The sequence below is a fragment of the Microvirga sp. RSM25 genome, assembly GCF_044784385.1.
GTDB lineage: Bacteria > Pseudomonadota > Alphaproteobacteria > Rhizobiales > Beijerinckiaceae > Microvirga > Microvirga tunisiensis.
Genome location: NZ_CP173040.1, coordinates 938,214 through 952,626, shown reverse-complemented (window position 1 = coordinate 952,626; position 14,413 = coordinate 938,214). Strand labels below are relative to the sequence as shown.

Genomic DNA, 14,413 nt, shown 5'->3' with positions numbered 1-14,413 from the left:
CGACCTCATGTCGAGATGTCCCGGCCGCGACGGCAACCATCGCGCGTGCCGCGTTCCCGCATGGCAGCCCCTATCTGCGCCTGCGTGACCACCTTGGGACGATCTTTACCGATGCCCAGTTCGCGTCCCTCTTTGCCCCTTGCGGGCAGCCGGCCGCATGCCCGTGGCGACTGGCGCTGGTGAGCTTGCTGCAGTTCGCTGAGAACCTCTCAGACTGACCCGCCCCCATGGAGTGGTCCGGTTGGAATGTTAATGGAGTGACGGCCTTTCCGCCAGTGCGGGCGGCGCTGCTGGCTGGGGTTGATCCGCCGCGGTCATTGCATCCAGCGGAAAAGTCAGGCGACAGGCGAAGTCCGTCTCGTCAATCAGCTGTTCGTTCTTGCTGCCTGACGAAACTACTGCGACAGTGCCCCACTAAACGCATGTCCTCACTCCATCCATTGCGTGGATGGGTGCCATACAAACATTCGATTTTACCAAACTTACGGAATATCGTCTTAAGGCACGCGAACATTCGCTTGAGGGCTAAGATGGGCTGCGAGAAGGATCATGAGACTATAGTGCAGGGAACGGTTACTGAGGCACTTCCCCATATCCGTACCTCTCGATCAGGCGATGCAGCCGGACTTTCGGCGTTCAAACTCGAACATTCGGTTCAAGGCGTGAACTGCAATGGCAATATCGGTTGCGTCACGCCGATCCGTGGACGCGCCGGGGTGTCAGGGCGGTTCTGATGCCGAGGCCGCATAGTGGGGCTGACCGCCGAGTGTGGTGCGGGTTCCGCCCACCGGGCGGCCATCGCCTCCCCAGAGAACCAGGCCGTGAGGCTGCCGCACTGCCGCAAGGCCAGATCGTACTCCGCCCCGTTCTTCACCCAGAGCCACTGCTTCGGGATGCGACGGCAGCGAGCGTCATTGGACTTGAACAGCATGGTGGAGATCTGAGATCAGGAGGACGCAGCTCCCCTATGCCATGGCTTGTTCACTCATCTCGCCCGGGCCACAAAGTCGACAGTGATGGGCTTAAGGATTTTGGCGTGGCTCAATAGGAGATGACATGCGAACACTGCTCATTGATCATCATGCCGATTTCGCGCGCGCGGCCCAAGGAGCGCTCTTCGATTGCGGCTTCGCCGTTGATGTGTCTCGTACGCTGGATGAGGCGTCGATTGCTTTCTCTTGCGCGAGCTATGCAATTCTTCTGCTCGAGTTGGTCCTCCCAGATGGAAATGGCTTGGACTGGCTACGTCAGTTGAGGCGCGAGGGGCATTCGATGCCTGCCATCATGATGAGCAGCCTCAACGATCTCGATACACGAATCGCGATTTTCAACGGTGGCGCGGACGATTTCCTGCCCAAGCCCGTCTCTACCAATGAACTCATTGCCAGGATGCGAGCCATTCTGCGCCGGCCAACACAGGTGGCCGGTCCGATCGTTACATTGGGTAATCTCACGTTCGATCCGATCGACCGGATAGTTTCCGTTGGTGATCGACCGCTCAAGATCGCGCGCCGCGAACTGTGCATTCTTGAGCATCTGCTCAACCGTGCAGGCCGCACTGTGCCGCGCGCGTTACTGGTGGATAACCTCTATGCGTTCGACAACGAGGTCTCGAAGAATGCGCTTGAAGCCGGAATCTATCGCTTAAGAGGTCACTTGTGTCGGTCCGGTGCGACGCTTCGGATTAAGACCGCGCACGGCATCGGCTACATCCTTGAACTAAATGACGCGACATCGGAAGCGTAGTCAGTCAAACTTGGAAGCAAAGACTCCTTGAAGGTCGTTTTTATTGAGAAGGCTTGGGTGATCTTGAACTGTGCCGGAGCCTGACTGGGCTATTCAATCCTATCCATGACTGCCGGTGGTTCAACTGGACCCAAGCCGGATCAATAATAATCGCTCTAGCAGTAATCGACGGTCAAACGCTGGTAATTCTCTGAGATCTATCATGCTTTCTTGTCTTCCCCACCTCCTCTGCGCGGTCATTCTGCTATTCCCCTGACTGTCGCAGCCCAGATGAACTGGGATGACAGACGGCGATTGCTGCGTACGGCTCCTGCCATCATCAGCGCCACGCGGGACCTTTCCTCTTCGCTGGGCAAGACAATTCATCTGCCCGCGCCGGCCGCAGGATCTTTGTTGCCGACCCAACGATCACGGATTATCAGGCACCCTCGAACCAAGACATCTTCGTCTTTGGCAAGAAATCCGGGTGGACCAGACTGTTCGTCTTGTTCGAAAACGGGGAGGCTCTCGCCGAAGGGCTCGTCGTCGTTAGGCAGCCCTTTGAGGATCTGCGTGCCGTGTTGAAGGCCCAGGTCGGCGACTATCCGATCCAAGTCAGTTACACGCCGCGCGGCGTGATCCTGAGCGGTACAGCGCCCAATGCCGAGGTCGTCGCCACCGCGATGAGAGTTACTGAGCCAGATCTCGGTGCCGGTGCGCTCGTCTTCAATAAGATCCAGATGGCCGGGTCGTTGCAGGTCAATCTGAGTGCGCACGTAGCAGAGGTCTCGTGCAGCGCCATGACGGAGCTCGTCATCCATCCCTCCGCTTTGGGTCGAATCGGCACTTTCAGTGTCGGCTTTTTACCGGAGGATTTTGACCCGGAGCTTTTCCCGGAAATCACCGGGGCATTTGGCGCGTCACAGGAAGTGCCCCATTAGGCGCGGCGGTACAGTGCCAATGTCCTCAACAGTCCCGTCGGAGCGAAACCTCGGGGCATCGATCGTTGACCAGACATATAACCAGCCACCGAGAGCGCCTCCGGCATCAGAGCACTGACCTACTCAAGAGCGCAGGCCACCAGTCGCAAAGCAGCTCCGGGCCGCCGCGGGGAAGGCCGGTTAGCGGATTCGGTTGGCCGCCATCTGCTCCTGGTTTTGCTCAAAGGTGCTCCAGTCAATGGAGGCCGGGCGAGCGTCCCGGTACAGCACCCTCCAGGCTTGCGGATCGCGGTTCAGTCTGGGTTTCCAATGGCCGAACGGCGCTTTGGCATACAGGCGCTGCCCTTTGGGACAGCGGCCACGCAGGCGAGCCATCTTGGTCGAGGTGCCGGTCTCATCGAGACCCGAAGGGCTGCGAAGCGAAACACGAGCCGATGCGGCTCTTGGCGCATGTGCGGCTGGCGCTTGCTGCGCCAGTGCTCGCGCGCCTGCCTCACGTCGGAGCGCCCTTCCTCATCCTGAGCTTGTCGAAAGATCGCTGGCCCGCAGTGTTTTTGACGCTGTAGCCCTGGCAGATGAACCAGCGTAGGATCGACGCGAGCCTGATCTTCGTGCCGAGGGCCGCCAATTCAGCAGCCAGTTGCGGCATGGTGATGTCGCCCTTTTCGGTCATGCGCCGGATCAGGAACGCGCGATGGGAGGCGAGCTTGGAGGAGCGCCAACCGCCCTCTGGTTTGGCGGCCAGGCGCCGGTGGCCCGATAGGCCGCCATCAGCCGCACCACAAAGGCGACCGAGACCGCGAAGTGACCTCGAAGTTGCGTGTTTCGCGTGATCGTGAGCAGCGATTTCGCGGCACCGTGAGCAACGATTTCAGAGGATCGTGAGCACCTTTTCGGAGGTGCCGGGAGCTTCGGCCGACAACTCAACCGGCTACGGGTGCCTCGTTCAACCCACGAGGAGGCCCGATGCCAACCCAGAGATTGTCGATGCGCCGGATCCGAGAAGTACTTCGTTTAAGACATGTCCAAGGCCTGACCGAGCGCGTCATCGCGCGCACGCTGGGGGTCAGCAATGGCGTCGTTCATGGCTACCTGCGCCGCGCCCGTCTGGCAGGGCTGAGCTGGCCGCTGCCGGACGGGCTCGATGACGACGCGCTCGAACTCCTGCTGTTTCCGGCACCATCCTCGGCTCAGACCGATCGGCGCCCGGTCCCCGACTGGGTTTATGTCGAGAAGGAACTGCGCCGCCGTGGCGTGACGCGCGTGCTGCTGTGGGAAGAGTATCGCGCCGCTCATCCCGACGGCTTTGGCTACACCTGGTTCTGCACCACCTACGAGGCCTGGAAGGGGCGCGTTCGCCCAACAATGCGCCAGACCCACAGGGGCGGCGAGAAGGTGTTTGTCGATTTTGCCGGCGACACCATCGACGTCTTCGATCCGCTGACCGGCCAAGCCCATCCCATGAAGCTGTTCGCCGCCGCCATGGGCGCCTCCAACTACACCTATGCCGAGGCCTGCGCGAGCGAGAGCCTGCCGGACTGGATTGCCGTGCACGCCAACCTGTTTGCCTTCCTGGGCGGGGTTCCGAAGTTCGTGATCTGCGACAACCTCAAGGCGGCGGTGACCAATCCCGACCGCTACGATCCCGGCCTCAACCGCACCTATGCCGAGATGGCCGGCCATTACGGCACCGCCATTCTCGCGGCGCGGCCGAGACGCCCGAAGGACAAGGCCAAAGTTGAGGTCGCGGTCCAAATCGCCCAGCGCTGGATCCTGGCCCGGCTGCGCAACCATCGCTTCTTCGCGCTCGCCGAGCTCAATCGCGCCATTCGCAGCCTGGTCGTCGAACTCAACGCCCGCCAGATGCGCGGCTTCGGCTCCAGCCGGGCCGAACTCTTTGCCGAGATCGACCGGCCCCGGCTGGGAGCGCTGCCAGACGAGCCCTACGTCTTCGCCCGCTGGAAGCGCTGCCGCGTCGCGCCGGACTACCATGTCGAGGTCGACGGCCACTGGTACTCCGTGCCCTACCGCCTGATCCGGGAACTCGTCGACGTGCGCCTTGCCGGTGCGACGGTCGAGATCTTCCACAAGGGCCAGCGGGTCGCCAGCCATGCCCGGGCGCCGAACCGGCGCGGCCACACCACCGTTGCCGAGCATATGCCGAGCGCCCATCGCCGCCACGGCCAGTGGACCCCACGAGGCCTGATCGCCGCCGGTGAACGGATTGGGCCCTCCGTCGCGGCTTTCTTCGAGGCGGTGATCGCCGACCGTCCACATCCCGAGCAGGGCTTCCGCACCTGCCTCGGCATCCTGTCGCTGGCCAGGAGCTATGGCGACACCCGCGTCGAGGCCGCCTGCCGGCGCGGCCTCCTCATCAAGGCACGCTCCGTCGCCTCGATCCGGTCGATTCTCAAGAATGGCCTCGACCGCGCCGTCGTTGACGAGACGCCCGACCACGAACCCCTGCGCCACGGCAACATCCGCGGCCAGGGTTACTTCCACTGAACCCAGGAGACCCAACCGATGCTGACCCATCCCACCCATGAGCGCCTGATCGCGCTTGGCCTGACCGGCATGGCCAAAGCCTTCGAGGAGCAGCGACGATTGCCCGATCTCGACGCTCTGTCCTTTGAGGAGCGCATCGGGCTGTTGGTCGACCGCGAAGCGGCCGAGCGCGACACCAAGCGTCTCACCGCGCGGCTCAAGTTCGCGGCGCTGCGCCAGAACGCCTGCGTCGAGGACGTCGATTGGCGAACCCCGCGCGGCATCGATCGCGCGGTCTTTGCCCGGCTGGTTGTTGGCGACTGGATCGACCGGCATGAGAATGTGCTGATTACAGGGGCGGCCGGCCTCGGCAAGAGCTGGATCGCCTGCGCGCTCGGCCACAAGGCCTGCCGGGATAACCGCTCGGTGCTCTACCACCGCGTGCCGCGCCTGTTCGAGGCATTGGCGCTCGCGCGCGGCGACGGGCGCTATGGCCGCCTGCTCAAGGCCCTCGGTCGCGTACAGGTGCTGATCCTCGATGATTGGGGCTTGTCAGTGCTCACCGGGTCCGAGCGGCGCGATCTCCTGGAAATCCTCGACGATCGTCACGGCCGCTCATCGACCATCGTCACGAGCCAGGTTCCCGTGGACGCATGGCATGACCTGATTGGGGATCCCACTCTCGGAGACGCAATCTTGGATCGTCTTGTTCACAATGCCCACCGCCTTCAACTCGCCGGAGAAAGCATGAGAAAGCAGAACGCCAGAGCCCGCCCTCTTGACGGCGACCAAATCTCCTGACTCCATCACCCCATCGGTCGACGCGACCGCTCATGATCGCGTGAAATGCCTGCTCACGATCCCACGAAATGAGCGCTCACGATCCGCGAGATGCGCACTCGAAGTGGCGGGCCCGCCGTGTGACAGGAATGGCCCGCCTCGACAAAGCGGGCCACCCGTTGGCGCAGATCCAGCGAGGAGGACTTGATCATCGCTTATCTCCTCCTAGGAAGAGGGTTGAGATAAGTGAGACACGAAGCCATCACGCCGCATAGCCTTCGATTCAGTCAGAAACGACGGTGCGCTAGTTGTTTGGTAGCGGAACGTTGTTGGGATCGGGTGCGTTGGGCGATTGAGGAGTATACCTGGCGCTTTGACGGCCTGCGACGCCGAGCTCCTCACCCAAGGAGGACGTGATGCTGTCCATCCACTAATGTTCTGTCACTGACGAGCGATTCCGAAATCTGGTCTGGCGTGCGATGTCACTCGGATGGGCAAGATCGAACGCATTGAGGTCCCCGCCGCTGATCGGGATCGCCTGGAGAGCTTGGTCCGCTACCGCAACACGCCCCAGAAGGTTGTCTGGCGGGCTCGGATTGTTTTGCTGGCGGGCGAGGGCCTGCGCGCCACCGTGGTGGCTGCTCGTGTTGGCACGAGCACTCTGACGGTGCGGCGCTGGCGCCGCCGCTATGCGCAGGCCGGCGTCGAAGGGCTTCTCAAGGACGCCACCCGCCCGCCCGGGGGCGTAAGCCCCTGACGGCAGCGGTGATCCAGCGGGTTGTCGACATGACCCTGCACGAGAAGCCGCCGCGAGCGACCCAGTGGAGCGTGCGCTCGATGGCCGCTGTCACAGGCCTGTCCCACACCAGCGTGCAGCGGATCTGGCACGCCCACGGCCTCAAGCCGCACCTGATCAAGACCTTCAAGCTCTCCACTGACAAGCACTTTGTCGAGAAGGTCCAGGACGTGGTCGGCCTCTATCTTGATCGACCGGACAAAGCCCTGGTTCTGGCGGTTGATGAAAAGTCTCAGATCCAGGCGCTCGACCGCACCCAGCCGGGCCTGCCGCTCAAGAAGGGCCGCGCCGGCACCATGACACACGACTATAAACGACATGGCACCACGACCCTGTTGCCGCTCTCAATGTGGTGACCGGCACGCTCCTGGGCACCTGCATGAAGCGGCGTCGCCATCAGAAGTTTGTGCGCTTCCTGCGCGAGATCAACCGGGCTACGCCAAGGCACCTCGACCTGCACCTGATTGTCGACAATGACGCCACCCACAAGCACCCGAAGGTGAAGGCTTGGCTCGAAAAGCATCCCCGGTTCCATCTGCACTTCACACCGACATCGGCCTCGTGGCTCAACCTGGTCGAGCGTTTCTTTGCCCTGATCACGCAGGAGCGCATCCGGCGCGGCGCCTTCACGAGCGTGCCCGACCTGGAGAGCGCGATCATGGCCTACCTGGAGCACCACAATGCCGATCCCAGACCCTTTGTCTGGACCGCCCCGGCCTCAGCTATCCTGGAAAAGGTCGCCCGTGCGAAACAAGCGTTAGAGTCACAACACTAAGGCCTGTGGACATTCATTTGAGGGCCATGAAGCTGGCGGCGAGATAGATCATGGCCTCAAAGCTCTGATCGGTCTTGTCGTAGCGCGTGGCGATGCGGCGGAACTGCTTCAAGGCGCAGAAGAAGTTCTCGATAGTCTGACTGCAAATGACAAAAGCGGGTAGCTTCGCCATTTGAGGTGGTTGGAATGGCATAGCGGATTTCAACGTCGCCATCGGTGACGATCACCCGCACCACCAGCCACTCGATGAGCTGCCGTTTCTGCTCCCACGTCGCCTGCTTATTGCGCGACGATCTGGAATGGAGGAGCGCGGCGATCAGGCTTGTAATTTGCTGTCGCGGCCGGACGATGATTGTCGCGCCACGACACAGATGCAAGCGCTTTGTTGATTGTCGCTGCGAGCGACAATCAGGATGAGGTCCTGATTGTTGCGCGCGTCGGCGGACGCCCCGGTCCGCGCTTACGCTCAAGGGCTTCTCTGCGGCGGTAGCTCTCCACATTCATCTCGAAGATCGTCGCGTGGTGCACCAAGCGATCCACCGCGGCGAGCGTCATCGCCTGATCCGGAAAGACCGAGTTCCAGGCTCCAAAGGGCTGATTGGCCGTAATCAGCAGCGAGCGACGCTCGTAGCGGGCGCCGATGAGTTCAAAGATCACGCTGGTTTCCGCCTGATCTTTGCTGACATAGGCGAGGTCATCCAGGATCAGCAGATGGTACTTGTCGAGTTTGGCAATCGCCGCCTCGAGCTGTAGATCCCGCCGCGCGCTCTGCAGCTTCTGCACCAGATCGGTGGTGCGGGTGAACAGCACCCGCCAGCCGTTCTCGACCAGGGCCAGGCCCAGCGCGGCCGCCAGGTGCGATTTGCCCCCGCCCGGCGGGCCGAACATCAACAGATTGGCGCCCTTCTCCAGCCAGCTGTCGCCGGCTGCCAGCGCCACCACCTGGGCCTTGCTGATCATCGGCACCGCGGAGAAGTCGAAGCTGTCGAGGGTCTTGCCGGGCGGCAGGCGCGCCTCGTCGAGATGGCGCTGGATGCGCCGGCTGGCGCGCTCGGCCATCTCGTATTCGGCCAGAGCCGCCAGGAAGCGGGCCGCCGGCCAGCCCTCCTTGTCGGCGCGGGCGGCGAAGTCCGGCCAGATCGTCTTGATCGCCGGCAGCCGCAGGTCGTTGAGCGCCAGGGTCAGGCGACCGGCATCAATATCGGGGCTCGTCATGCGACCTCTCCCTGATGGCCGCGGGTGAGTTCCTCGTAGGCGCTGAGCGGCGCATAGGAGACCGTGATGGCGGGCACGGCATCCGCATCCGGACTGAAGCGGGCGCGCAAGCTCTTGAGATCCGGCAGCCGGCCGGCCTTCAGATCCTCGTCGAGGCGCTCGGCAAGTTCGGCTTCGCAGGCGCGCTCATGCGCCAGGGCGAGCAGATCCACCATGGTGCGGCAGGCAACCCGGGCCGGCAGTTTGGCGCACATCGCCTCGAAGGCACGGGCGTAGGCTTGGCGGGGAAAGAGCTGATCGCGGTAGACCAGCCCCATCAGGGCCATGGGCTTGCGTCTGAGCGAGTGGATCACATGCCGGTAATCGACCACATGCCCGTGCCGGCCATTGGGATGAGCCCGCCCGCGCGGCAGCGTGAACTGGTGCGTGCCGCCGAGATAGACCTCGAGGCGATCGTCAAACAGCCTCACGCGCAGCCGGTGGCCGATCAGGCGCGAGGGCACGCTGTAGAACACCTTGCGCAGGACAAAGCCGCTGGTGGAGGTCACGGTGACGATGGCATCCTCGTAATCGGCGGTGCGCCGGTCCGGCAGTTCCTGGAGGACGGCGCGCTCGACCTCAATGCGCGGGATCAGCCGGGCATTGCGGCGTCCGATCACCTCGTCGATGAAGCGGCGGTAGGCACAAAGATCGGTGAAGTCGCGTGCGCCGCGCAGCAGCAGAGCGTCTTCGATTCCCTTCTTGAGGTGGCCGTGCACGCTCTCGATGGACCCGTTCTCGTGGGCGATGCCCGTGTTGTTGCGGCTCGGCTCCATGCCGTAATGGGCGCACAGGGCATCGTAGCGCCGGGTCAGGTCCTCACGGGCGTCGCGATCCAGGTTGCGGAAGGCAGCCGAGAGGCTGTCGCTGCGGTGCTCGCGGGGAGCACCACCCAGGGCCCAGAGGGCGTTCTGCAGCCCCTCGGCCAGCGCGACATAGCTCTCGCCGCCGAGCACCACGTGGGCATGCTCGAAGCCGGAATAGGCGAGCCGGAAGTGATAGAGCCGGTGATCGAGCGGCTGGCCGGCGATGGTGACGGAAAGATCGGCCATGTCGGTGAAATCGGACAGGCCCATGCGTCCGGGCTCATGCACCTGGCGGAAGATGACCTCCTGCTCGGGGCCGTGCAGGGCGCGCCAGGCACGGACGCGACGCTCGAGGGTGCGGCGGATGCCGGGGCCGAGCTCGGGATGGCGGCGGATGATCTCCTCGAAGAGAGCAACAGGGCGCAGGCTCGGGGCGGCTTGGAGCAGAGGAACGATCTCGCTGTCCCAGACGCTCGCGAGCGGGTCGGGACGCCGGCGCCCGCGCGGGGCTTTCTTCTGGGAGGGCAGACGCGGGTCTTTGGCGAGGCGGTAGCCGGTAGAGGGGCTGAAGCCGGCTTTGGCAGCGGCGATCGGGATGGTGTTGGTGTGACGGAGCGTCATGTACAGTCTCATTTGGCAGTCGGTGATGTGGCGGCCGGGCAAAGGCTGGGTTCCTCATTTGGTCGTGAAGAACTCCCATCCTTATCCGGTCGGCCGCGACGGCCAGACGGTGCGGTCCTGAGGATCGCACCGTCACCTCTGATCCTGATCGCCGCTCAACTTCCACCCTGATCGCCGCGCCTTAGCCTGCTCGAGCCCCTTCTGCACCCGACGGCAGAACTCGTCGATACTCAGGCTCACGCGTGCGATTTCGCTCTGATGGTCGACCTGCGCCTCCAGCTGCTGCCTCTGGGCCCCAAGACTGTGCGCCTTCTGCTCCAGGTCGTGACGACGGCGGCGATACTCCTCCAGGCCCACAACCTCGCTCAAATAAGCCTCGGTCAGTCGCTCGATCTGCTGCTCCACACGGACTTGCCCCCGCTTCAAGACATCGCGCCGGGCTTGCAGATCCTGAGGCAGCCAATGCCCGCCATGCGCCCGCTCCAGCGCATAGCTGATGGCCTCTGGATGGGTGAGCAAACGGCATAGATCCTCCCAGACCAGGCTCTCCATCGGCTCGGCCGGAATAAAGCGCGAGCGGCACTTCGTCTCCCGGTTGGAGTTGAGGTCCGACAGCTTGCCGCGACAGCAATAATAACGATACTGCGATTGCAAGCAGCGGCCGAAGCAGGCTAACCCGCACACGCCGCAGCTGACCAAGCCTCGCAACAGATAACTCTGAGCCGTGTTGTTGCGGCCTGCGAATTGCCGGTTCTGGGCGAGTTTGGCCTGCACGCGATCAAACTGCTCCTGGGTGACAATGGCCGGGACCGACGCTACGGCCATCCAGTCCTCCCGCGCTCGGATGCGTCGCGGCGTGGCCGTGGTCCCGGTCCGGCAGGCCTCCTGGAAACGCCCCGCATACACCTCGCCGGTGTAAACGGGATTGCTCAGGATCACCCGCAAGCCAGACACACTCCAGCGTGTCCGGCTCCGTGGTGGCCTCACGGCGTCCTGATGCAGCTTGTTGGCCAAGCCATACAAGCTGCGGCCCTCGTCAGCATACCAGGTGAACATCTCGGCCACCACGGCAGCCTCGGCTTCGTCCTGACGCACGCCGGCGGGATCGCGGGGGCGATCCGGATCGACGCGATAGCCGTACGGCACCCGGACCCACGGCAACAGGACGCCGGCCTGCAGCTTGCGCAGCCGCCCGCGCCGCATCCGCTCGGCAATCAGGCTGCGCTCGTATTCAGCCACGGCCCCACGGATTTGCAGCAGAAGCTGGTCGTGCGGATCCTGGCTCATCGGCCGGTCGAGGAAGTGGACCTGGCATCCGGTGGCTGTGATCTCCTCCAGCAGCAACACCTGATGCACATAGTTGCGGGCGAGCCGGTCGGGAGCGGTGATCAGGATGCCATCCAGGTCCCGCAGGGCCACACGGTCCCGCAGCCGCTCCAGTCCGGGCCGCTTGAGCGTGGCACCGCTGTAGCCGTCATCGCGGAAGACGTTCTCGGGCGCAACCGTCCATCCGTGCTGGCCTGCATGCGCCTGCAGACGCTCCAGTTGCTGGGCGAGGCCGTCCGCCTGGGCCTGGCGCTGGGTAGACACCCGTGCATAGATCCCGATCCTCATCGTTCCCCTCCTGTGCGGGAGGCGCGGGGTCGGCCGGGAGCGCGGCGCATCGTAGTTCGATGTGGGTCCAGGCCATCAGCTGCTGATAGGTCCGGTCCCAGTGCCGCTGCCCGTCCGGGTGGGGCTGCCACACGCGACGCACCCGCCAGTCCCGCATCGTCGCCTCCTGCTGCTGCAGATCTGCTCTGCGGCACAGGGCAACCCCCTGGCCCTGGTGAGCGCAAGCGCAATGGCAATCGCCACCAGTTCAGCTTGATCTGTCTGAAGCGGCTCAGGCAGAATTTGTCATTTGTGATTAGCACTACTTTGGCAGCTGTGAGGAACCGGGCGAGCCTTGCCGACGTCTCCCCTGAAGGATTGTCCGCGGGAGGTCGTCATGAGCACCTCAGTTGCGTGGGAACACGAACTTCAGTCCTGGCTCGAACCCTTCCTCACTCACCTGCATCACCCAGCCCGTCGGCGCATGTGCCCGCTCTATGTGGCCGGGCTGATCGGCCCCGGCGCGCGCAAGAGCCTGCAGCCCATCGCCGCTCGCGTGGCGCCGGCCGACTATGATCAGCTGCACCACTTTGTGGCGGTCGGCCCGTGGGACGAGGCGCCGCTCGAGGCTGAACTCCTGGCCCAGGCCAACCGGCTGGTCGGCGGGCCTGATGCCATCCTGGTGATTGACGACACGGCGCTGCTCAAGAAGGGCAGCCATTCGGTGGGTGTGGCCTCGCAATATGCCGGGACTGTGGGCAAGAACGCTAATTGCCAGACCCTGGTCTCGCTCACCCTGGCCAAGGATGAGGTGCCGATCCCAATTGTCTTGCGGCTGTTTCTGCCCGACACCTGGATCAAGGATCCCGAGCGCCTGCAGGACGCAGGCGTGCCTGAGACCTTTGGGTGGAGCGCTCCAAGCCGGAGATCGCGCTGGAGGAACTCAAGCGTCTGCTGCAAGCGGGCGTGAGCTTCGGGGCGGTGCTGGCGGATGCTGGCTACGGCATCAGCGCGCCCTTCCGTCAGGCGCTCTCGGCTCTGGGACTGCTCTGGGCGGTGGGTATCCCCCGCATTCAGAAGGTGTATCCAAGCGAGGTAAAGTTGGTCCCGCCACCCGTCACGCGCGGAGGGCCGCGCAAAACGCTCATCCCGGATCAGGAGGCAATCGCGGCCGAAGCCATGCTGGCCAAGGCGTCCTGGCACCGGATTACTTGGCGGCGGGGCACCAAGGGTCCGCTGCGGGCGAAGTTCGCTGCCGTGCGCGTGCGGGTGGCTGATGGGCCTGAGGTGCGTCTGCAGGGACGAACCGGTCAGCATCTGCCTGGGGATGAGGCCTGGCTGGTGGGCGAGCATCGCACCTCAGGCGAGCGCAAATATTATCTCTCCAGTCTGACGCCTGACACGACGCTGAAGCGGCTGGCGTCTCTGATCAAGGCGCGCTGGGTCTGCGAGCAGGCGCACCAGCAGCTCAAGGAAGAACTCGGGCTCGATCACTTCGAGGGCCGCTCCTGGCGCGGGCTGCACCGGCATGCGCTGCTGACGCTGATCGCCTATCTGTTCCTGCAGCATCTGCGTGTGCAGGCCGCCGCTGGGGGAAAAAGAAAACCCGGCGGACCACCGCCACAACCGACCCTGCCGGCCATTCGGCGCAGGTTGCTTGATCATCTGGCGCACACCATGCGTCTGCGATGTCCGAACTGCCGGGCTCGCTTCACCCTTGGCTCACTCATGAAAGTGCCAATGTAGTGTTAGAGTCTGACTCAGAACGACCGGTCTGATTTCAGGGCCTTACAAGCCTTCTGGTCAGTATCCGGATATGGGCGATGAAGACCCAGGCTACCGCGCTTTCAATGGAAGCTTCGAAGTCCTTGGCCAAGCGGCGGCAGCGTCCAAGCCAGCCGAATGTTCGCTCCACGACCCAGCGGCGCTTGAGCACCTGAAAGCCTTTGACCGCGTCGGAGCGCTTGATGATCTCGATCGTCCAGTGCCCGAGAGTGGCGATGGCGTCGCGCAACTTATCGCCCGCATAGCCGCCATCGGCAAAGACATGGCGCAGCCAGGGATAAAGGGCGCGGATCGAGGTCAGCACCTCCACGGCACCATCACGGTCCTGGATGTCGGCGGTGTGAACGCGCAGCCCGACGAGATGGCCCTGCGTGTCGGTGATGATGTGGCGCTTGCGCCCCTTGATCTTCTTGCCGGCATCAAAGCCGCGCGGGCCGCCGCTTTCCGTTGTCTTCACCGATTGGCTGTCGATCATGCCGGCCGAGGGGCTCGCCTCGCGTCCGGCCCTCGCACGCGAGGCGGCCACGAGAGCATGGTTGATCCGCTCAAAGGTGCCATCCCGCGACCAGGCATAGAAATAACCCTGAACGGTGGAGTACGGCGGGAACTCCTTGGGCAGCTGGCGCCACTGGCACCCGGTCGAGGCGAGATAGAGGATCGCCTCGACCACGGCCCGCAGACAGGTGGTGCGGGGACGGCCGATCCGCCGGGCATAAAGGGTTTGATCAGCGCCCATTCGGCATCGGTGAGATCGCTTGCATAACGCAGTCCGTCTCGCCGATACTGTCGGCGAGTGGCTTCGGTCCAAACCATCGTGAACTCCATCGAGATCTTCGCAAATCCGACGGAATCA

The 14,413-nt window shown here is 63.6% G+C and carries 8 protein-coding genes and 6 pseudogenes; 7 read left to right on the top strand and 7 right to left on the bottom strand.

Annotated features, from left to right (window positions below; translation table 11 throughout):
• The first annotated feature begins 1,056 nt into the window (after positions 1-1,056).
• The 3 genes and pseudogenes from ACD578_RS30665 (at position 1,057) to ACD578_RS30655 (ending at position 2,666) form a co-directional block, all read left to right on the top strand.
• Positions 1,057-1,746 carry a response regulator gene (locus ACD578_RS30665; RefSeq protein ID WP_404294715.1) on the top strand — a complete coding sequence of 230 codons (690 nt, stop codon included), beginning with the start codon at positions 1,057-1,059 and terminating at the stop codon, positions 1,744-1,746.
• A gap of 293 nt (positions 1,747-2,039) precedes the next feature.
• Positions 2,040-2,216 (top strand): annotated as a pseudogene (locus ACD578_RS30660) (pilus assembly protein N-terminal domain-containing protein); the annotation flags it as partial.
• An 87-nt stretch (positions 2,217-2,303) separates the two neighbouring features.
• Entirely contained in the window at positions 2,304-2,666 is a 363-nt protein-coding gene (locus ACD578_RS30655; protein ID WP_404294713.1) for a hypothetical protein, read from the top strand.
• A gap of 493 nt (positions 2,667-3,159) precedes the next feature.
• Here the strand turns inward: ACD578_RS30655 and ACD578_RS30650 are convergent, their stop codons facing one another.
• A complete protein-coding gene (locus ACD578_RS30650; RefSeq protein ID WP_404294712.1) occupies positions 3,160-3,339 on the bottom strand; it encodes a hypothetical protein in 180 nt (59 codons plus the stop codon).
• Between the two features lie 293 nt (positions 3,340-3,632).
• Here ACD578_RS30650 and istA (ACD578_RS30645) point away from each other — a divergent pair, with 293 nt between their 5' ends.
• Together istA (ACD578_RS30645) and istB (ACD578_RS30640) are read left to right on the top strand one after the other, a co-directional pair.
• Positions 3,633-5,171, top strand: a complete 1,539-nt coding sequence (gene istA / locus ACD578_RS30645; protein ID WP_404294711.1) for an IS21 family transposase — start codon at positions 3,633-3,635, stop codon at positions 5,169-5,171.
• Between the two features lie 18 nt (positions 5,172-5,189).
• Entirely contained in the window at positions 5,190-5,951 is a 762-nt protein-coding gene (gene istB, locus ACD578_RS30640) for an IS21-like element helper ATPase IstB (protein ID WP_099509450.1), read from the top strand.
• A gap of 53 nt (positions 5,952-6,004) precedes the next feature.
• Here istB (ACD578_RS30640) and ACD578_RS30635 read toward each other — a convergent pair whose 3' ends face one another.
• Complete coding sequence (locus ACD578_RS30635) at positions 6,005-6,142, bottom strand: hypothetical protein (protein ID WP_404294710.1); 138 nt, start codon at positions 6,140-6,142, stop codon at positions 6,005-6,007.
• 278 nt (positions 6,143-6,420) lie between these two features.
• On the opposite strand from ACD578_RS30635, the pseudogene ACD578_RS30630 reads away from it, so the two are divergent.
• Positions 6,421-7,501 (top strand): annotated as a pseudogene (locus ACD578_RS30630) (IS630 family transposase).
• A 13-nt stretch (positions 7,502-7,514) separates the two neighbouring features.
• On the opposite strand, the pseudogene ACD578_RS30625 reads toward ACD578_RS30630, so the two are convergent.
• The 4 genes and pseudogenes from ACD578_RS30625 to ACD578_RS30610 all read right to left on the bottom strand — a co-directional run.
• Positions 7,515-7,634: pseudogene (locus ACD578_RS30625) on the bottom strand (IS5/IS1182 family transposase); the annotation flags it as partial.
• A 275-nt stretch (positions 7,635-7,909) separates the two neighbouring features.
• Positions 7,910-8,716, bottom strand: coding sequence for an IS21-like element helper ATPase IstB (gene istB, locus ACD578_RS30620; RefSeq protein WP_404294392.1), 807 nt, complete (start codon positions 8,714-8,716; stop codon positions 7,910-7,912).
• Positions 8,697-10,194 (bottom strand): annotated as a pseudogene (gene istA, locus ACD578_RS30615) (IS21 family transposase). The gene istB (ACD578_RS30620) and the pseudogene istA (ACD578_RS30615) overlap by 20 nt, the downstream one beginning before the upstream one ends.
• A 120-nt stretch (positions 10,195-10,314) precedes the next feature.
• The gene (locus ACD578_RS30610; RefSeq protein WP_404294708.1) at positions 10,315-11,796 is read right to left on the bottom strand and encodes a recombinase family protein; all 1,482 of its coding nucleotides are present in this window, start codon (positions 11,794-11,796) and stop codon (positions 10,315-10,317) included.
• Positions 11,797-12,172: 376 nt separating this feature from the next.
• Between ACD578_RS30610 and ACD578_RS30605 the strand changes: the two are divergent.
• Positions 12,173-13,436, top strand: a pseudogene (locus tag ACD578_RS30605) (IS701 family transposase).
• Positions 13,437-13,555: 119 nt separating this feature from the next.
• Here the strand turns inward: ACD578_RS30605 and ACD578_RS30600 are convergent.
• Positions 13,556-14,373: pseudogene (locus ACD578_RS30600) on the bottom strand (IS5 family transposase).
• Between the last annotated feature and the right edge of the window lie 40 nt (positions 14,374-14,413).